The 23,480-nt window shown below is 36.9% G+C and carries 5 protein-coding genes; all 5 read left to right on the forward strand.

Annotation, left to right across the window (positions count from 1 at the left end; genetic code table 11):
- Positions 1–19: 19 nt before the first annotated feature.
- The 5 genes from DN064_RS09945 to DN064_RS09965 all read left to right on the forward strand — a co-directional run bounded on the left by DN064_RS09945 (position 20) and on the right by DN064_RS09965 (position 23,480).
- Positions 20–1,804, forward strand: coding sequence for a gliding motility-associated C-terminal domain-containing protein (locus tag DN064_RS09945; protein WP_115462496.1), 1,785 nt, complete (start codon positions 20–22; stop codon positions 1,802–1,804).
- 146 nt (positions 1,805–1,950) lie between these two features.
- Positions 1,951–8,454, forward strand: a complete 6,504-nt coding sequence (locus tag DN064_RS09950; RefSeq protein WP_115462497.1) for a T9SS type B sorting domain-containing protein — start codon at positions 1,951–1,953, stop codon at positions 8,452–8,454.
- 227 nt (positions 8,455–8,681) lie between these two features.
- Positions 8,682–13,517, forward strand: a complete 4,836-nt coding sequence (locus tag DN064_RS09955) for a T9SS type B sorting domain-containing protein (RefSeq protein WP_115462498.1) — start codon at positions 8,682–8,684, stop codon at positions 13,515–13,517.
- A 150-nt stretch (positions 13,518–13,667) separates the two neighbouring features.
- Positions 13,668–18,506, forward strand: a complete 4,839-nt coding sequence (locus DN064_RS09960; protein ID WP_115462499.1) for a T9SS type B sorting domain-containing protein — start codon at positions 13,668–13,670, stop codon at positions 18,504–18,506.
- 69 nt (positions 18,507–18,575) lie between these two features.
- On the forward strand, positions 18,576–23,480 hold the full coding sequence (locus DN064_RS09965; RefSeq protein ID WP_157962281.1) for a T9SS type B sorting domain-containing protein: 4,905 nt from the start codon (positions 18,576–18,578) through the stop codon (positions 23,478–23,480).

Consider the following 23,480-nt stretch of genomic DNA (forward strand, 5'->3'; position numbering starts at 1 on the left):
TAGAGTCATATTAGATCCTATGAAGAATCTGTTTTATTTCTTCTGTATTATATTCTGTCTATTCCCTTGTCACAAAGGACTATCTCAGGAGGTTACCCTTTATCAACAATTTAATGGGAGGTACGATTATACAGCCATTGGAAATACCATGAACATCGAAGAAAATGGCCCTCTTTCAGTTTGTGATATTCTAACAAGTAGCTCGGCAGAACTAAACTTGAATGATAATGAAACTATTGTAGCAGCCTACCTTTATTGGGCTGGATCTGGTCCCGGAGATTTTGAAGTGACACTAAATGATTCGACTATTGTGGCTGAACGGACATTTAGTGACGCCTTAGATAGCAATCGGATATTTTTCGCTGCATTTGCAGATGTAACAGATCTTGTAAAAGAGGAAAGCCAATCGACATTTTCACTTTCTAACCTTGATCTAACCGATGTCATTGGCCCCTATTGCCCTACCGGTACAAACTTTGCGGGATGGGCCATTGCAATTGTTTTTGAAAATCCTGATTTACCGCTTAATCAGGTTAATATTTATGACGGTTTAGAAAGTGTCCCCTCAGAGCTTAACATAACTCTGGATAATTTAAATGTTTTAGACAATGAAAATGCTAAAATCGGCTTTATTGCTTGGGAGGGAGACTCTGCTCTTGCTGTGACCGAACAATTAGCTATTAACAATACGGTCTTGAGCAATCTTCCACTTAATCCAGCAGATAATGCCTTTAACGGAACCAATTCTTTTACAAATTCCAGTTTACTTTATAACATGGATTTAGATGTTTATAGTATTCAGGACAATATCAGCATTGGTGATTCATCTGCGAATATTAGTTTAACATCTGGACAAGATTTTGTGATGGTCAACTCTATCATAACTGTTTTAAACAGTCAATTACCCGATGCAACTATCTCACTTGATAATACCGATATACTTTGTGGAGACAGAACTATTACTCTGGACTATACGGTGTACAATTTAAATAGCACAGATGTTTTACCTATTGATGTTCCCATTTCTTTTTATTACGAAAATGAACTGGTAGGACAAACCCAAACCGACGATTCCATTCCAATTGGCGGCAGTATTAGTAGTTCGATATCACTAATAATTCCTGGTGAAGAAACACAAATTGAAATAGATGTAATGGTTGACGATATTGGAAATGGAACCGGTATTGTAACTGAAATAAATGAAGACAACAACACCGATTCAAAGTTATTTGAGCTTTTGGAAATTCCCGATACAGTATTACTTGAAGATTTATTGGGTTGTAATTTGGGGTTTGAAATAAGTCTTTATAATCTGTATGAGGCTATCCCTGAAGACATAGATGTCGCGATTGAAGACATCAGTTTTTATAAGTCTGAAAACGACGCCAGATTGGGAGAAAATATGATTGAGAACCCTTTCAATTACGAAAATGAAAGCAATCCACAACTCATCATAATGCGCGTAGAATCCCCCCCTTGTTATGAATTATTTGCATTTCGTCTAGTTGTTGAAAATTGTCCTCCAGAAATTCCTGAAGGGTTCTCTCCAAATTCTGATCAACTCAATGACTTCTTTAATATCAGTGGTTTATACGACGTTTTTGTCAATCACGAACTTTTGATTTATAATCGAAATGGCACCCTGGTGTTTAAAGGAGACAACAACATCAAATGGGATGGATTTGCCAATCAAGGCATTACTAATCAAGGTAATAGAGTTCCAGTTGGAACTTATTATTACGTACTTAATCTTAAGGATCCAGAATATCGACCAATAGCAGGCTGGGTGTACGTAAATTACTAAATATGTTAATATTATTGTCTTTTTATCGCATTTTTATTGCTTTTAAACTTATTTTTAATATTTTGGGCATCTCTTAATAACGGTATGTGATTCTGCCCCAACATAATCACAGACCAATAAAAGAGCATAAACTTAACCTACTTACAATGAAAAGGATTGCATGGCTTGTGCAAATATTGGTGTTATGGGTTATCCCTGCCTTCGGACAACAAGTGTCCATTGTTGACTCCTTTAATGCACAACAGTTAATCGAAGAAAATCTTATAGAAGGATGTGTTGAAATATCCAATATAAGTTCACCAGTAAATGGAAATGTCAATGGTTTTGCTTCTTACGGTTATTTTGAGAGAGGCGGTTCTAATTTCCCATTCGAAAATGGAATTGTACTATCAACAGGTAATGTTAGATCAGGGGGTAATGTTCCAAATGGCGAAATCCTAAACGAAGGAGAGACTAATTGGGGCACTGACACCGACCTTGAAAACGTAACTGGTATAAATAACCTGATTAACGCAACTGCTATCCAATTCGATTTTGTCTCAGTTACAAATCAAATTCAATTCAATTATATTCTGGCCTCTGAGGAGTATTTTGCAAATTTCCCTTGTTTATATTCCGATGGTTTTGCCTTCTTAATTCGCGAAGCAGGAACCAATAACCCATGGCAAAATATTGCATTGGTTCCAGGTACCACAATACCAGTGAATACCAATACGGTTCATGATGAAATTGTTGGATTCTGTGGCGCACAAAATGATCAGTATTTTGATGGTTATAATCTGGGAGACACCAACTTCAATGGTCGAACTGAAGTCCTTACTGCTACCGCGGTGGTGACACCTAATATTCAGTACACTATAAAACTAGTAATTGCCGATCAAACAGATGAAAATTATGATTCTGCGGTTTTCATCGAAGGAAAGAGTTTTAACGCTACCGTTGACCTTGGAGAAGATATTACAACATGTGCCAGCAATGTTGATCTTACAGCTGACCTGCAAAATAGCAATGGCATATATTCTTGGTACTTAAATAATGTATTGATTCCAGGTGCTAACCAACCCTCTATAAACGTTACACAATCTGGTAATTACAAGGTGGTTGTTGAAATTCCCGTTTCTGGTTCACTATGTCCTATTGAAGACAGTATTAACGTGAATCTAAGTGCCACTCAGCCCGCAGAGCAGATTCCAGACTTTAATGTTTGTGATGACCCTAGTAATGACGGGCTTGAGTTTTTTGATTTAACGCAACATAATTCTGAGGTATTAGACGCTGTGCCAGCTGGCAATTATGCTATTTCCTATCATTACTCCAATGCAGAAGCCATAAGTAATACTAATGCCATCAATGGCCAAATACAAAATACCTCTAACCCGCAATTAATATTTGTAAGAATTGAGGATACAGACAATGGTTGTTTAGCTTTTTCAAGCTTTCAACTTGTCGTTAATAGTCCTCCCGTGGCCAATGCGCCAAGCGAGATAGATATCTGTGATAATGACGCCGATGGAGTAACTGAAATTGACTTAAGTACATTAAACAATCAGATTGCCAATGGTCAACCCAATACTGTAGTAAGTTATCACTATACTCCTTCGGATGCTAATACTGGAAACAATCCAATAGCAATGCCATATGTCAATAATTCCCCTAATGAAGAGATTTACATTCGTTTGGAAAATACTGTCACAGGTTGTTATGACAATACATCATTAATCATTAGGGTTACACCGGTTCCAGATATTAATCTTGATCCTATTTTTATTGATGCTTGTGACGCAGATTTCGATGGTTACGCAATATTTGATTTAACCTCTGTCACCAATGATATTTTAAATGGTTTGGCGGGTGTCACTCTAACCTTTCATGAAAGTTATTCAGAAGCATTTACAAATACCAACCCTATAACTGACCCTTCAGTTTACATGAACATTATCGCCAATGAACAAGTGATTTATGTTCGAGTGGAAGACGATGCTACTGGCTGTTTTATTGTTAGAGAAATTGAGATACACACTAATCTTTTACTAACTGAGACAGTTACGGATGAATTTAGTCAATGTGATATTGATAACGACGGTTCCGAGGCTTTCAATCTCAATGATATTGCTCTACAAATAATCAATGGTATTCCAGATGTATCAATCAGCTTTCACCTAAGTGAAATTGATCGAGATACAAATAGCAATGCTCTTGATCCAACAATTCCGTTTTTTCCAACATCAAGTCCACAAACACTTTGGGTTAGAATACAAAGTACAGACTGCCTTATTCTGGAGGATATTGATCTCATATTAACACCTATTACAGAGTTTCCTTCCATAGGAAACGTCGAATACTGTGACGACGACCAGGACGGTTATACATCAATTGAACTTCGACAATTTGACGACGCCATTTTAAATGGGGCCTTTGGCTTTTCTGTTGAATATTATGAAACTGAAACAGACGCCTTAAATAATGCCAACAGTCTCGGAAATTTTTATGATAATATTGCTAACCCTCAAACCATATATTATGGCGTCACCGAAGATCTAACAGGTTGTACCTCGGTTAACTCGTTTAACATATCAGTTATTCCGTCGCCCACTGCCAACAACTTAAGTGACCAGTACATTTGCGATATGGATCAAGATGGTATCGTAACAGTTAATCTTGAAGATTATATACCCTTAATTACATCAAATACTACTAATCTGGATATCGACTTTTTTCTTTTCAGAAATGCTGCAGAGAATGATGTGAATGCCATAACAAATCCTACCAACTTTTCAACTAATGGAAGACGTTTCTTCGCCAGGGTTGAAAGTGTAACTAACGGATGTTACAATATTGCCGAATTCAGAATTAGAGTCAACACGATTCCAATTGCCTCTCCTATTGACGATTATATCGTCTGTAATAATTTGAATACAGGTGTAGGTAATTTTGTATTCAGCACCAAGGATGATGAGATTAGAAATGGTCAAAATGGTAAAGAAGTCCTATACTTTACATCAGAATTCGATGCTGATAACCGAATAAATTCTATCGACAAAAACAATCCTTATCAGAATATTTCGAACCCTCAGACAATATATGTGCGAATCGAAAACGACGATGATATCAATTGCTATGTCACGACGTCATTTAATATTGAAGTTGGAGCCACACCTAATTACAATATACCATCCAATATTTTTATTTGTGATGATATCTCAAATGATGGGATTAGCACTTTTGACTTTAATTCAAAAGTCACTGAAATTGAAAATGGCATTAATGATAATTTAAGTGTAACATTTCATAGCACTCTTAATGGAGCGGAAAATGGTAACGCACCTCTTCCCTTAAACTACGTAAACACATCAAACCCTCAACAAATCTATGTTAGGATTACTAATGGTACGGCTTGTTATACCATTACGAATTTTGAAATCAATGTAATACAGGTTCCCCAAGTGACTCAAACTGAGATCAACCTTAATCAATGTGATAGTGACTATGACGGTCTTGTTTCCTGGGATTTAACAGAATCGGAAATAGAAATTTTAGATGTTAGACAAGATAACATTGCTATTAGCTATCATGAATCCTATGAAGATGCAGAAAATGATGATGATATCATTTTTGATCCTGAAAATTATAGTAATACTTCGAATCCACAGACTGTTTACATCAGAATCAATAATACGGTAAGTAACTGTTTTGTTATAGTCCCCATAAACTTATTTGTGGATGTACCTCCAGTCATTAATGAATTTGAAACAATTGAAATTTGTGACAACCCACAAAACTCTTTCAATTTAGGAACCGTCAATAGCATCATTACAGATGAAGCTAATAACATATCATACTCCTACCATAGCAGTTTAATTGATGCTCAAAATGGTACTAACGATTTAAGTCTTGACTATACTTACCAATCAAATAATGATACCATCTTTGCCAGAGTGATGTATGAATCAACTGGTTGTGCGGCTACCTATGAATTTCAATTGGTTGTAAACCCAAATCCAATTGTAAATCAGGCCCCACCGCTTCAAACATGTGATGATGAATCAAATAATGCCTCTGAAATAGTTGATCTCTTGAGTCAAAATTCTGCCATCTTGGGAGCTCAGAATCCAAATCAATTTTCAGTTTATTATTACCAGTCAGAACAAAATGCAATTAATGGTATTGCTCCTTTAAATAACATTTATAATGCGACGCATAATGAGATAATATATGTACGAGTTGAAAATAATGTAACCAGTTGCTTCAATATTGGAAGTTTTGAGATTATAGTTAGACCACACCCTACACTTTCTGAACCATTAATGGGTTGTGATAATGATTATGACGGCATTACAGCGCTTGACTTAACTGTTAAAGAAGCGGACATAGCGTCTACTACCACTGGAAATTTAAATTTCACTTATTATGAGTCACTTCAGGCATTGGAAGACAATTCGGCTCCAATTAGTAATCCTGATACTTACACTAATTTTTCTAACCCTCAAACGGTATACATTAAGGTTTCAAACCTAGATGCGAATTGCAGTTCTGTTGTACCGATGCAGATCCAAATAGATTTACCACCAGTGCTAAATCAAATAAGCGCATATGAGATTTGCGAAAATGAAACAAACTCATTTCTTCTTTCAGACATCAGTTCAGTTCTTGTCAATGATTCTAATGGTATTATCATTAGTTACTACCAATCTCAAGTAGATGCTGAGCAAGAAACCAATGTACTAAATACTAATTACACATATAATACCACAAATGACATCGTGTACGCCAGAGTTAAATACCTTCAGACGCAATGTTATTTTATTCAGCCAATAACCATAATAGTGAATGAAAACCCACAGGTAATTAACCCAAATCCATTTGAGGTATGTGATGACAGCACTAACAATGGTATTGAAGGTATATTTATTTCAAACCATGATTCTGAAATCCTAAATGGTTTAAGTTCAGATGATTTTGCTGTAAGCTATTATAAAACATCGAGTGATGCAGAATCGGGCACAAATCCCTTACCCGATTTAGTCAATGCTAATCATATAGAGATGTTTTTTGCCAGGGTGGAGAATAGGGATACTGGTTGCTTTAGTATTGTAAATTTTGAAGTAATCATACATCCACACCCTGAGACACCATCACCAATTGTGGTTTGTGATACAGATTATGATGAAACCTTGGCAATCGATCTTACAATCTTCGAATCAGACATTTTGTCTTCAACAACTGGAAATAACTCGATTAGTTATTTTGAATCTATCGAAAACCTTGAGGATAACACTGGGGTTATTATAAATCCAACTTCATATACTAACTTTAGTAACCCTCAAACAGTATTTATAAAGGTTGAAAATACAGATGCCAACTGTTACAGTGTAGTTCCTTTGGAAATTGAAATCAATTCACCACCGCTAATTACTGATTTTGATCAGGTCGATCTATGTCAAAATCCTTCTAATACGATTCTATTATCAGATATTACAAATAATATTTTAGTTGAAAGTGGTCCTGATGTATTGGTAAATTACTTTTTGAATCAATCAGATGCTGAAAATGAAATTAACAGCCTTCCAACAAACTACAATTATCAAACTAATAACTTCCAAATTTTTGCTAATGTAAAATTCCTTTCTACCCAGTGTAGTATTATTACAGAAGTAAATGTTGTAATTAATGAGGTACCTGTTGCCTTTCAACCACCAATGATGGAAGATTGTGATGATGATCAAGATGGGCAGAGCTTATTCAATCTTGGTAATCAAACAGAGTTCGTAATTGGTAATCAAAATGGAGATAACCTTCTTGTAACCTATTATAGATCGGAAAATGACGCTCTATTGGGTAACAACATGCTTGAAGAGATGCATTATGCGCAAGATGGCGACATTATTTACGCCAGAATTGAAAATGTATTTACCTTATGTTATAGCATAACTGAATTTGAAATAGAAATTCATCCTCCAAGACCTATTACTAATATCACAGATCAGGTTATATGTAGAGAAAATTTACCTCTCCAGGTAGACGCAAATACAGGAAACAGTAATGACACGTATTTATGGTCTTCAGGAGAAACCACCCCTTCGGTAATAATTGAAGAAATTGGAGATTATTCCGTTACAATTACAACACCATTTGGATGTCAGTCTACTGCGTATTTTTCAGTTATTGAATCAGAACAGGCAACAATAGTCTTCACTGAGATACTAGACTTTTCGGAAAACAACAGTATCACAATCGAAGTTGAAGGCATTGGCGACTATATGTATATTCTGGATGATGGAGAACCTCAGGAATCAAATGTTTTCAATAATGTCTCTCTTGGTTACCACATTGTAACAATTATTGATCTCAACGGTTGTGCAAACATATCTAAAGAAGTTCTTGTTATTGATGTACCAAAATTTTTCACACCAAATAACGATGGAGATTTTGACACCTGGCATATTATAGGTGTCGAAACCCTACCAGGTACAATCGTAAAAATATTTGATCGTAGGGGTAAGCATATAGAAACCCTAAGTTATGATTCTGATGGGTGGGATGGAAACTACAATGGATTACGATTACCGGCGACTGATTATTGGTACATAGCTGATGTGAAAAAAGATAATATTGAGTTCCAGGTGAAAGGACATTTTGCCTTAAGACGTTAAAACAGAATGTAATAAATGAGATAAAACAAATAGCTATACCACATCAAAATAGTACCCATTTGGACGAAAATTTGATCCAAATGGGCTAAATATGTTAATATTTAGTGTATTTCATCGGTTTTTTTTGCATTTCGTAGAATACAGTTCTACTTTTCGAAAGAATTAAGAAAGAGCTAGCAAGTCCCTCAAATCTATCTCTTGAAATATTAAACCTTAACCGCTTTAAAATGAAATGCTCTAAATGCTCCCTCTTCTACCTACTTATGTTGGTCTGCGGAATAACCTTCGGTCAACAGATAAGTGTTGATGATACCTTAACTCCAGAACAATTAATTCAAACCCACCTTGTCACAGGTTGTGTTGAAGCGACAAACGTCACATCCCCTGTAAATGGAAGTGTCAATAATCTAGTTAGTTATGGTTACTTTGAGAAGGCTGAATCTAATTTCCCATTCGAATATGGAATTGTTTTATCATCTGGAGAGGTTTCAAGAGTTGGAAATGGCCAAGACAATGGGATTATAACATCAGGGAATTATGCCTGGGGTACTGATCCAGCAATTGAAGCGGCTCTTGGGATAGGTAATACACTAAATGCTACAACGGTTCAATTTGAATTCTCATCAATATCAGACAGAATAGAATTTAATTACATACTTGCATCTGAAGAATATTATGCCAATTTTCCATGCGCATTTTCAGATGGATTTGCCTTTTTAATTAGAAGAGCTGGGACTAATGATCCCTATGAAAATATTGCCCTTGTCCCTAACAGTACTACTCCGGTAAATACGATGACAATAAGACCTGAGATAAATGGGTTTTGTGAGGCACAAAATGCTGAATATTTTGCCGGTTTCAACATGGGAGACACCAATTTTAACGGACGCACTGAGGTCTTAACTGCCGTTGCTAATATCGTGCCATATGAGGTATATGAAATTAAATTAATTGTAGCTGACAATAATGACACCAACTACGATACTGCAGTTTTTATAGAAGGAAATAGTTTTGGGTCAACTATAGATCTTGGTCCTGATTTTCAAACATGTGCTTCGCAAGTCTTGTTAGATGGAAATATCAATAACTCAAACGCTAGCTATACTTGGTTTCTAAATAATGAAGAAATCACAGATGCTAACGGACCAACATATTCAGCCTCTGAGTCTGGTACTTATCTTGTTGAAGTTAGAATCCCACTAAATAATTCAGAATGCGTATTAAGCGATGAAATCAATTTAATTATTGATACCGCTCAAAATGCAGATCCAGTTTCAGATTACATATTATGTGATACTAACAACAATGGCATTCAAAATTTTGATTTGAGTAGTAAAACTCAGGAAGTATTGGAGTCTGTTATGGCTTCCGATTATGACATATCATTCCATTATAGTAGTGAAGATGCTCAATTAAACCTTAACCGGATTGAAACAGCTATTAATAATACATCCAATCCACAAACGATTCATACAAGAATAGAGGATTTAAACAGCGGGTGTATAATTTACTCAACTCTAAATCTGGTTGTTGAAGCGCTACCAGAAGTTTCTACGCCAGAACCAATGTACTTATGTGCCCCGGCAGAATTAAATGGTCAGATTGCCATCGACTTTAGCTCTAAAAATGACGAAATTACCAATGGAAATACAGAGTTAATCGTTAACTATCACAGCAATTTATCAGATGCTGAGAATGGAACCAACCCTTTACTACTCCCATATGTTAATACGGATAGGACGGAGACCATTTATGTAAGTATTTTATATCCAAATACGGGCTGCTACAATACAACATCTTTTATAATTGACATCATTGATGAGCCAACCATAAACTCAGAAGAACTTTTATTTATTGACGCCTGTGATGATGATCATGACGGCAACGCTATATTTGATCTCACAAGCATAATACCTACTGTTATTGCTAACACAACAGGATATAACATTTCATTTTTTGAATCGATTGAGGATGTGGAAAACAACACAAATCCCATAGAAAATGAAGTGGCATATGCCAACATTGAAGCGAATGTCCAAGTAGTCTACATTAGAATTGAAGCGATCAACTCTGGTTGCTTCACTTATGCACCTATAGAACTTCATACGAACTTATTACTAACCGGAACCAACATAAGAAATTTTGGGGCGTGTGATGAAGATGGAAATGGAGAAGAAGAGTTTTATTTCAATTCAATTGCTCAGACGATTATCAATGGACTTCCAAACGTTTCTATAAGCTTCCATTTAACAGAGGAAGATAGAGATAATGAGGTTAATCCTATCGACGTTAATGAGGTCTTTGTTAATACTTCGAACCCTCAGACCATTTACATCAATTTGTATAGTGATACTTGTTCAGATACTGCAGCGTTTGATTTGATAATTAACCCTGTAATTGAATTTGAATCTGTTGAAACATTGTTCGTTTGTGATGAAGACCAAGATGGTCTTACAACCATAGATTTATCTCAATTTGATGAGGATGTGACATTTGGTGATGATTCATTTTCAGTTAGCTATTTCTTAAGCCCTGAAGATGCAGCATCTAATACCAATGCATTACCACAATTCTATACTAACACGTCAAATCCATATACCTTATATCCACGAATTACTGCCAATAATACAGGTTGTTCTTCTAGTAATTCCTTTGAAGTTGTGGTACAACTAGCCCCTGAAACTACGGCTCCTGATGACATTGTTATCTGCGATATGGACCTTGATGGTTTTTTCGAAATAAACTTAAACTCCATCATTTCGCAAGTAGTAAGTTCTACAGAAGATCGTAGCATCAGCTTTCACAATTCAGAATCAGATGCCAATAGCGGTGCAGAAGAAATTGCCGAACTAAATAGTTACAATGCTGAAACCGAGGTTATCTATATTAGAGTTGAAAATTCAATCACTGGATGCCATAGTATTGAAGAACTTAATATCATAGTCAATACGTTTCCTGTTATTGGAGATAATGGTCTTGTCAATCAATATCTTATCTGTGAAGACTCTAGTGATGGGATTGCTGACTTTATATTTGCAACCCGAGATGATGAAATCATTGGTTCTCAAATTGGCAAAGTAACTTCCTACCATCTAACTCAAGCCGATGCAGACAATGCAGTAAACGCAATCGACAAAAACAACCCATTTCTAAATACAAGCAACCCACAAACCATCTATGTAAGATTAGAAAATATTACTGATACCTCTTGCTATGATACGGGCTCATTTGAAATATATGTAAGTACAAACCCTGAGTTTAATATCCCAACAAACATCATCGTCTGTGATGATATTAGTAATAATGGTAGTGAACCTATAGATTTTAGCTCCACATCAGCAGAAATCTCAAACGGTCATCCTGAAATTCAACTCATCACCTATCATTTGTCCGAAGATGATGCTATATCCGGGGAAAATCCAATTGATTCTGGATTTGAAAACACCATCAATCCACAGCAGATTTTTGCAAGAATAGACGACGGTACAGAGTGTAAATCCATTACCTCATTTGCATTTACGGTAATCCAGGCACCCACTGTTTCAATTCCAGATGCCTTAGTTCAATGTGATATCGATGCTGACGGAACTGAAATATTTGACCTAACCGCATCTGAGTTTGATATTTTTGATATACGACAAGACGATATTGTGGTAACCTACCACACTACTTTAGAGGAGGCCGAACTTGGATCCAATGCTATTGAAAATCCACAATCTTACAATCACAATATTGATAATAACGAGGTTTACATCAGGGTAACAAATACCATATCTAATTGCTATGTTATTTTACCTCTAGAGTTGATTTTAAATTCACCACCAGCTATTAACGACTTTGTCGAATATGAGGTCTGTGCCAAATTGGATGAATATGTGAACTTAACTGATATAAATGACCTAGTCGTAACTGATTCAGTGGAGTTTGAATTATCATATTATAATTCCTTAGGAGACGCTGAGAACTCACTAAATCAATTGGATACTAATTACTTATTAACGAGTATTAATACAACTTTATTTGTAAGAGTTGACAATTTGATTACAGGTTGTTTCAGTATTTATGACTTTAACTTAATTGTTAACATAAGACCTGCTGCTTATAGTCCAAATGACATTGAGGTCTGTGATGATAATTACGATGGTCAACTTGAAGTTGACTTGACCAATACATTAAGTGAGGCCTTAGGTTTTCAAAATCCTAATAACTTCAATGTTTCCTTACACCAGTCTCAAGACGAAGCTGACGGAGACCTAAATGAACTTAGCCTCAACTATTTGGCAACCGATGGAGAAGTGATTTTTGTTAGAGTAGAAAATATAGCATCAGGCTGTTATCAGACTACAAGTTTTATGGTCTTTGTAAACCCACTACCTATATTAGATATTGGTGATCAAGTTGTGTGTATCGACAACCTTCCGCTTCTGGTAAGTGCCGATACTGGAGTTACATCTGATTCCTATTTATGGTCAACTGGTGAGACCACAAAAGAAATTGAAATTACAGAAATGGGCGATTTCTGGGTCACGGTCACCACTGTAAATGGATGTTCCACAACTGAAAATTTCAATGTTTCAGAATCCCAATCAGCTACTGTGGAGTTTACGGAAGTACTCGACTTTTCAGATCCAAATAACATCACAATTACCGTCAGTGGTATTGGAGATTATCTGTACATTCTGGATGATGGAGAGCCTCAAGAATCAAATGTCTTCGAACACGTATCCCTAGGATACCATATTATAACAATAATTGACCTTAATGGTTGTGCTCCTATTACCAAAGAAGTTTTAGTAATTGATGCACCCAAATTCTTCACGCCTAATAACGATGGGCAGTTTGATACGTGGCATATTACGGGGGTTGAAACCTTGCCTGGTACTGAAATTTATATTTATGATCGATATGGTAAATTGATCACTAGACTCGCTTGGGATACACCTGGTTGGGATGGAACTTTTAATGGTTCACGATTAGCAGCTAATGACTATTGGTTTAGAGCTTATGTACAACGTGGAGAAATAGCCTTTGAAGTAACAGGCCATTTTGCTCTAAGGCGCTGATTTATATAAGATTTTTCCTATTTATATGTAGTTGACCTTTAGATTTTAACAACTCATCTCTATAAATCCCATTTTTTGGGATTTTTTTTTAGTTTGAGCCCCCTTGTCCAGTTTCAATAGAGGATTAGGGGGTTTTTTTGCCTCAGAAAAATGAAAAAGATTAGACTCTTTTTTCTGTTTTTGGTTTTAATAGCACCAACCGTAAATGCTCAACAAATTACTACGGATACCAACATATCCCTGGTAGATTTGGTTGAAGGATTATTAGGTACAGACTGTGTTGAAACTTCAAACATAGCTTCTCCTCATAACGGTGCCGTTAACGGTTTATCTAGTTATGGAGGGTTCACTTCCGGCAATTCTAATTTCCCTTTCTCTAATGGTGTAGTTCTTACAACAGGGAATGTTAACTCTTCTGGAAATGGATTTATTTCCAACCCTTTAAACGATGGAACACCATCCTGGGGGACCGACGCAGATCTTGAAAACACACTGAATATTTCAAATACACTCAATGCTACAACCCTTGAGTTTGAATTTGTCTCTGCAGTCAACACCATTCAGTTTAATTATATTCTGGCATCAGAAGAGTATCAACAAGAATACCCATGCTTCTATTCGGATGGTTTTGCTATTCTTATTAAACGAGCAGGAACGTCTGATAATTTTATAAACATTGCCAAGATTCCTGGAACTAATATTAATGTCAATACCAATACCATTCATGATACTATAGAGGGCTTCTGTGAAGCCTCAAATGAAGAATATTTTGAAGGGTATAATATCGGAGACACGAACTATAACGGAAGAACTACCGTTCTTACAGCTACAGCTAACATAGAGCCAAACACCCCTTATCTTATCAAGTTCATTATCGCCGATGATACCAACGAGCAATTTGATTCTGCTGTTTTTATTGAAGGGAATAGTTTTAATGCGACCGTAGATCTGGGACCAGATATCAGTACCTGTGCCAATGAAGTTATTCTAAATGCAGATACCGGTAATGATCTTTCAATATATGAATGGTTTTTAGATGGCAATGCTCTAGTAAGCTCATCAGAACCCACTTTAAGTGTTAATGAAAGTGGTGCGTATCGTGTGGTAGTGAATTCGCCTTTAGGCAGTGGTACATGTGTCCTTGAAGATACTATTGTAGTTACCATTGATCAAGAGCAATCCGCAGGTCCTATTAGCGACATTCAAGTATGTGATGATACTAGTAATGATGGATTGGAAATGTTTGATCTTAATGATAAATTATCAGAACTGTTAGATGCCGTAGTTCCGGCAACATACACTGTACTCTACTTCGAAACCTCAGAGGATGCCATTAATAATATTAATCCTATTGACCCCTTGTATCAGAACATTGCTTCTCCTCAAACAATCTATGTTAGAATGGAGGATTCAGATACTGGATGTCTCGCTTTTCCAACATTTGATCTAATAGTAAACCCTTTGCCTACAGCAGTTAACATACCACCTGTTTTGGCATGCCAAAATCAGATTGAAGAAGAATTCACGACTATAGATTTATCCATCTTTGATGCCAGCTTAAGTGAGAACAATCCAGATATTGTGGTTAGCTATCATTCCACAGAAAATGATGCAATCGATAATTTGGCTCCATTGAACATCCCATATGATAATGCCAACGTTTCTGAAACTATTTATGTTCGTCTGGAGAATACCGTTACTGGTTGTATTAATACCACCTCATTTGACATTACCTTTCAACAAGCATTAGATATTCCTAGTGCAGGTGCATTTATAGACCTTTGTATTGATCCCAATGAACAATTTGATACCTACACCTATGACTTGACCTCAGTTGTTACTGATTTGCTTAATGGTTTAACAGATGTTACGGTGACTTATCATCAAAGTTATTCAGATGCCGAACAAGGAATCAATCCAATTTCCAATCCTGCTAACTATCAAAATGACAATCCAAATGTTGAAACTATATATATCCGCTTTGTGGACGACTCTTCGCAATGCCCAACTATTTCGGCGGTAGAACTTCATGTAAACCTATTGAATAACGCCTTTTCAGATGTGTTTACCAGTGATATATGTGATGACAGTTCCAATGATGGAGTGGCTGATTTTGACCTTCAATTAGTAAAAGAGGAGGTAGCTCAAGGTTTCCTCAACCTTAATGTTGAACTGTATGCTAACACAACAGATTTGTTAAATCAAACAAATCCTTTAGATGATAGCCTTCCATATCAGGTCATTGGTGGACAGGATATTATTTATGCTGAACTAACTAGTGAAAATTGTTCAACAACAGTAGAAGTTACGTTACTTATAAACAATGCTACACGAGTAGATCCAGTTTCGATTGATTATTGTGACGACTCCATAAATGATGGTACAACAGAAATAATTCTGGCAGATCTTGATCAGGAAGCACTTCAAGGAATTGATCCTGGTACAGTTTTATATTATTACACCATGGAAGATGCAGAAAGCAATGACAACGCTATTGCAGGTACTATTTTCAATACTTCTAACCCACAAAGACTTTATGTTAGAATTGAAAACACGGCTACTGATTGTGCTGCTGTCACTTATATTGACGTCAGTATTATAAACACACCTGATCCTTTAAATCCAACGCCTTTAACCATTTGCGACCTAGATGGCAATGGTGTTGAACAGGTTGATCTGACATCCAAAGAAACTGAAATTGTGTCTAACACCACCGGATTAAGTTTTTCATATTTTCTATCAATGGAAGACGCAGAATCTGATTTAAACCCCATCCTTAATAGTACTAACTTTCAAACCGAAACCGACCTCATTTACATTAAGGTAAGTGATGACATGACCCAATGTTATGAAGTTGTTCTTTTAGAAGTATATGTGAATACCTCTCCTTTAATTTCTGACATTTCTCCGTTTGTTAATTGTGCAACTACTGGTATCGATATCGCCGATTTTGTACTAAGCGAAAAGGATGATGAGATACTAAATGGTCAATCAGATAAAAGGGTTCTTTATTTCTTAAACCCTACGGATGCTATCTCTGGGAACAATCCTATTGATAGTAGTATTAGCTATCAAAATAATAGTAATCCTCAAACTATTTACTACCGCATTGAAAACGAAACAGATACCAACTGCTTCAATACTGGAAACTTTGATCTCTCTGTTAGACCACTACCGGTTTATTCACAACCTTCAGATATCTTCGTTTGCAATGATAATGTTTTGGATAATATCGCTACAATCGACCTTAATGAAACGATTTTGCAAATTGAAAATGAAGGTTCGGATAATCTTTCCGTCTCCTTCCATCCCACTCTAAATGACGCGGAAAACAATACAAATACCCATCCCCTAATTTTCACCAACGCCATAAATCCTGAACCTATTTTTGCTAGAATTGAAAACCAGGAGGGATGCTATATGGTGGAAGGTTTTGAAATGAATGTGGTCGCACTTCCATTAATAAACCCAGCACCGAGCTTGGAAAATTGTGATACGGACTACGATGGTCAAATCAGTTGGGATCTCACCCTTGTTGAAACTGAAGTGTTAAGTATTCGACAGGACAACATTGACATTGAGTACTATCCGTCATTATCAGATCTTGAATCCAGTTCAAATCGTATCTCAGATCCTACAAATTATATAAATCAAGATCTTGAAGAAACTGTTTATATCAAAATCATCAATACCATAAGTAATTGTTATTCATATGTCCCAATTCCCCTCCGGGTCAATCTACCACCACTAATTGAAGACTTTGGCAGTTATGAAATTTGTGGTAATTATGAGAGTACAGTGAACTTACAAGAGGTAAGTGATCTAGCTTTCTTGGGAAACACGAATGAGGTAACTATTAGCTATTTCAATACTCTTGATAATGCAAATAATAATACTAACCCATTGCCTTTATTATATCCTTATCAAAATATAAATGAGGTATTGTATTTAAGATTAAGTGCAAACACAACTGGTTGCTTTATTGTACACCCTTTCCAACTGATAATCAATGAAGCTCCCATACCAGGACCCATAAGTGATCTGGAAACCTGTGATGATGATTTTGATGGCTTAGCGGCATTTAATTTTAGTGAACAAACCATGTCAATTTTAACCGGGTTGAATCCCGATCTTCATACAGTGACATATTACAATAGTCTAGATAATGCAGAATCGGATGTCAACCCTCTTCCTTCTACCTATTGGGCATCAGACCAAGAAATGCTATTTATTCGCCTACAAGAAACATTTACTGGCTGCTACTCCATTGTTTCGTTCACGACTTTCGTGCGACCTCGACCCAATATTGACATTCCTCAGCAAACCCTCTGTACCGATATAGGATTTCTTACCGTTGATGCTTCCACAGGAGCTGATGGTGAAACTTATCTCTGGTCGAACGGATCAATGACTTCAAGTATTGATATCACTGCTATCGGAGACTATTCAGTTACGCTTACTTCCGCTTTTGGTTGTCAAACCACCAGGACTTTTGAGGTGATTTCTTCAGAATCCGCATTTGTAGATGTTATTGAAACAGTAGACTTCTCGGATCCAAATAACATTATTATTTCGGTTAGCGGATCCGGAGATTATTTGTACAGCCTTGATAACGGCCCACTGCAAGAATCTCCAATATTTGAGAATGTCAGTTTGGGGGTGCATACTGTCACTATTTTTGATAATAATGGTTGTGCGTCAGTTACCCGAACAGTCATTGTTGTCGACGCACCAAAATTTTTCACCCCAAATGGGGACGGCAACAACGATACCTGGCATATTACAGGCATCGAAACAATACCTGGAACCTCCATTTCAATCTTTGATAGGTTTGGTAAGTTAATGGCAATTCTTAATTCGGATAGCGATGGCTGGAATGGGCAATACAACGGTAATAATATGCCTGCCAGTGACTATTGGTTCTCAGCCAATGTTATTAAGAATAACGAAAATTTCAAAGTTAAAGGGCATTTCGCTCTACGCCGTTAGTCTTATTTATACCACCATTGAACATAATTATTGATCCCATAAGCGTTTAATCAGCTTAATACTCTATAATTGCATCCCGAATTATCTAACTTTGAGAAAAGCAATGATTTTTCTGACTATCTACTTGTGGTGAGGGTTATATGTCATATCGTTATGTTCCTGGGAGTTCTTATTGGTTCAACAATAAGTCATGCTCAGTTGATTGAAGTCAATTCGGTCTCAAATCCGCAAGGCCTTATTCAAAATTTATTTCCTGGCGATTGTGTAGAGTTATCCAATGTTAACTCTAGCGTTAATGGAGCAATTAATGGGCTTCAGAGTTTTGGAACTTTCACTAAAGGGGCATCAGAATTTCCATTTCAATCAGGGATTGTCCTTTCAACCGGAAGCGTTCAAGCTATTACCGATGAAACCGCAACAGAGTCCATGAGTGCTGGGGATATCAGTTGGCCCACTGCATCGGATATTGAAAATCAAATTGGCTTAACCCAAACCTTAAATGCTACCAGTATCGAATTTGAGATTGTCTCAACATCAAACGTTTTGAGTTTTAATTACATTTTTGCTTCAGATGAATATCAGCAAGAATATCCTTGTAATTTTTCAGACGTATTTTTGCTGTTAGTAAAAAAAACCAATAGTTCAGATCCATTTGTAAATATTGCCAAAACCCCAGATACACAACAATTTATAGGCACTAGTACCATAAGAGATAACATTGAAGGATTCTGTGGGGCATTAAACGTTGATGCATTTGAAGGATATGCTGTGGGTGACACCAATTTTAAGGGAAGAACGATTCCTTTAACTGCCTCTTTTGATGTGCAACCCAACACCTCTTATACAGTTAAATTAATAATTGCAGATGATATTGATGAACGCTTTGATTCTGCCGTTTTTCTAGAAATATTTAATGATAATTCTGCCGTTGATCTGGGACCAGATCAATCCGCCTGCGGAAGTACCGTAACCCTCGAGGCGAACGTCGAAAATCCAGATGCTGTTTACACTTGGTTTAAGGATGGTATTATGATACCAAGTGCCTCATCTGCAACATATCAGGTTAGTGAGACAGGAACTTACAGTGTCGAGGTAAGCTTCCAAGGAACAGTTGGATGCTCACTGTCGGATTCTGTTTTTATTGAAGTATTTCCCTTTTTAGAGGCACCCTCTATTGATGATGTATTTTTGTGTGATGACATGTCCAATGATGGGGTTGAACCATTGAATTTAATAGAGAAGACTCAAGAAATTACAGCGCTTCTAAGCGGCAGTCCAGAGTCCTATTCCATAAGCTATCATCCATCTCAAGCCGATGCGGAAAACAATACCTTACCATATGAAGATATTTATGAAAACACCTTGAGTATAGAGGACGTTTTCGTGAGAATTAAAAGTCTGGACGGGAGTTGCTTACAGCTTGGAAACTTTAGTTTGGAAATCAGCCCTGCCCCAGTAGCCAATAGCTTAGTATTACCCATTTGTAATGGTGCGTTTAGAGATGGTATTGTTTTTGAAAATTTGAGTTTTTATGCGCCCAGAGTCTCAAACTTTGAATTTGGAAGTACAGTTGCATTTCATCTCACTGAGGCAGAGGCTATAAATTCAGAAAATGAGATATTTTTCTCCTATGATATTCCTGAAGGGACTGACGAGGTTTTTGCAAGAGTGGAAGAAATGGAAACTAGTTGCCCTTCTATAGTGAACCTTCCTGTTGATTTCCTGGTTGGACCCGATCTCACTGATAATCTTTATGTGCTGGACCTATGCCTCCCAGTTGAAACCGAATTTGCCACCTTCGAATTAATACTTGATGAATTAAACGAAATGGTTGGGGGGCCTAATTCTACCATTTTAACATACCCCTTCCCAAATTTGGAGGATGCTATTTTCGAGCAAAACCCCATTTTTGGAACACAACCTTTGCAATGGACCAATCGCAATCCACATTTTGATACCATCTATCTTAGGATTATAGATGAATCTATTGGTGATTGTCCAGGGGTAGCCGCCTTAGAATTACACACCAATCTCGGCTATAATTTAATTGGTGAACAAAAGCTAATTACCAAATGTGACGATTCGTCCAATGATGGTGAAGTGGTTTTCAGTTTTGATGAAATTATCGAGGACATCAAAGGACGCTATGACGTTAGCATAAAATTTTATAACACCGCTGAAGACAGAGACGATAATGTGAATCCTATTTTAGCTTCAGGAGATGTAGTAGTTAATAACAGTAAAGAGCTATTTGTCAATGTTGAGCATAACGAATGTTCTTATGGTGGTTCCGTTCTACTTCAAGTCTCTCCAGCCTTTGGCTTATTTCCAGCAACGGTTGATTATTGTGGAGATCCCAATTCTCTTGGAGAAACCGTTGTCTTTACTGAAGGACTCATTGATGCAGCTGTGCAAAATGTGCCAGAACCTATAGTGCAATTCTATCTATCAGAGGAAGATGCCATCAATGAGGAGAATATGTTATCGGGGTCGTTTAGCGTTACAGGAAACTCACAGCAGATTTATACTAAAGTGATCAATGGCAACACTGGTTGTTCCGCTATTGGTTCGCTAACCGTAAATGTAGCTGAAACCATTGAAATTAATGAACCGGATCCAATGGTAGTATGCGCCGTTACTGAGAATGGCGTGGCACTGGTTGATTTGGAACAAATTGTTCCTGAGCTGAGTTCAAATGACCTAAGCGCTTATACAATTTCATATTTTGAAACAGAGGAAGATGCCATTGACAACACGAATGCTATTTACCGCCCAGATGGCTATTTTGCTATCTCAAGAACCATCTATGTTAGAATTGAGAATCCAAATCTAGGGTGTGTGATCTTTTCAGAATTTGAGCTTGAGATATATGAAGAGCCTCAAATTGGCAGCTTCGACAGTTTTAGAAGTTGTCAAACGACTCCAACGGGAAGTGCAGAATTTATCTTCGCTGAAATGGATGATACGGTGATTAATGGCCAGTTGGGCATGATCACCTCATATTATGAAAACGAACAAGATGCTTTATCAGGTTTAAATACTATTGATAAAAACACCATTTACCAGAACCAAAGCAATCCACAAGTAGTCTTTGTGAGGCTGGAAAATCAGTTAAGAAGTGACTGTTTCAACATAGTGGCTTTCAATTTAGAAGTGAAAACAGCGGTTTCGTTTAATGAACCTTCTGATGTGTTGACCTGTGATGTGGATGAAAATGGTCAATTTACAGTAGATCTCTCTCAAAAGACTCTTGAAATTCTCAACAACCAACCTTCCAATCAAACAGTTAGTTATTACCGATCCTTAGAAGATGCGGAAAGCATGACTAATGCCGTTAGTGATAGCTACACTAATTTCATAACACCAGAACCGGTATATGTTAGAGTGGATAATGACGAAGGGTGTTATCAATTATCGTCATTTATAATCAATGTGTTTGAACTTCCCGAAACGATAGAGGGTCAGACCTTGACGGTTTGTTTTGGTGGGGACACCAATCAGGTTTGGGATCTCAGGGATGTGGAATTAGACATACTGGATGGGCGACAGTACAATATTGGATTTGAGTACTATGAGACTGAGGAAGCGCTTGAAGCTGGAGTAAATCAGATCCCAGATCCTGAAAGCTACCAGAGTTTTGATAGTATGGAAACGCTTTTTGTAAAGGTTATTAACAGGTCTACAGGATGTTACAGATCAGTTCCCTTTATCCTTGATATTCAAATTGGACCTGAAATAAACGCTATTGGATCTTTCGAAATTTGCGAAAATAGTTCCAACAGCGTCCCCTTAGAATCGATAGAGGCTTTGCTTATTCAGCCAAATACAACTGCGCCAATTATCGAATTCTATGCCTCACTGCAAAATGCCAATCAGGAAATAAATGCCTTGGATACCGTTTATAACTATTTTAGTTTTTCAGATGTTATTTATGTTAGAGCCACCAATCCTGATACCGGTTGTTTCGTCGTGAATCCAATTCTAATTGACGTCATTCCAACCCCAGTCGCTAACCCTGCTCCAGATATGGTAGCTTGTGATGACGATTTTGATGGCTTGTACCCTTTTAATTTTGCAGAACAGGCTTCAATCATACGAGGAGCGCTCCCCGAAGACGATTATACAGTAACATTCTATGCCTCTGAACAAGATGCTGAAGACGTTATAAACGAATTACCAACCACTTATATTGGTGGTAATGAGCAAACTATTTTTGCCAGACTGCAACAAACGCGAACTGGTTGTTATGTTCTTTCTAGCTTTAATCTAATTGTAAACCGTTTACCTTTTATTGAGATACCAGCTCAGTTTCTTTGTACTAATGAGGGGAACCTTATTGTGAGTGCAGAAACTGGATTCACTGGTGATAATTATCTCTGGAGTACTGGAGATACCACTAATGCTATTTCCATAAATGAAACCGGATCCTACTGGGTTGATATCAGTTCAGAATTTGGATGTACCAATAGAATTTCATTTGAAGTTCTGGAATCGGAGGCTGCTGTTATAACCTCTATTGAAGTGACTAATTTTACAGACCCAAATTCCATCACTGTTAATGTTTCTGGTAATGGTGAATACCTGTTCCAACTTGATTCTGGGGAACCACAATTAAATAACGTCTTTGATGATGTTGCCATAGGATACAGAACGGTCACCGTTACAGATATTAACGGTTGTGCAACCGTCTCTGAAACTGTCCTGGTAATGGATGCCCCAAAGTTCTTTACTCCAAATGGTGATGGTAGAAACGATCTTTGGCACATCCCAGGATTAGACAATTACCCTGGGTCTGAGATTCGAATTTTTAACAGAACCGGTAAACTACTAATTATTCTTACTTCAGATTCTGAAGGTTGGAATGGCACCTATAACGGCAGTCTCATGCCAGCATCTGACTACTGGTTCTCGGCAGATATTAAAAACGGTGAAGCTTCCTTCTCCGCTACTGGGCATTTCTCTTTAAAACGTTAA

The organism is Winogradskyella aurantiaca, from assembly GCF_003362725.1.
Taxonomy (GTDB): domain Bacteria; phylum Bacteroidota; class Bacteroidia; order Flavobacteriales; family Flavobacteriaceae; genus Winogradskyella_A; species Winogradskyella_A aurantiaca.

Excerpts from the sequence above, each read along its gene's own strand:
- DN064_RS09960 (WP_115462499.1), top strand. The coding sequence starts at position 13,668 with ATGAAAAAGATTAGACTCTTTTTTCTGTTTTTGGTTTTAATAGCACCA.
- DN064_RS09950 (WP_115462497.1), top strand. The coding sequence starts at position 1,951 with ATGAAAAGGATTGCATGGCTTGTGCAAATATTGGTGTTATGGGTTATC.
- DN064_RS09955 (WP_115462498.1), top strand. The coding sequence starts at position 8,682 with ATGAAATGCTCTAAATGCTCCCTCTTCTACCTACTTATGTTGGTCTGC.
- DN064_RS09945 (WP_115462496.1), top strand. The coding sequence starts at position 20 with ATGAAGAATCTGTTTTATTTCTTCTGTATTATATTCTGTCTATTCCCT.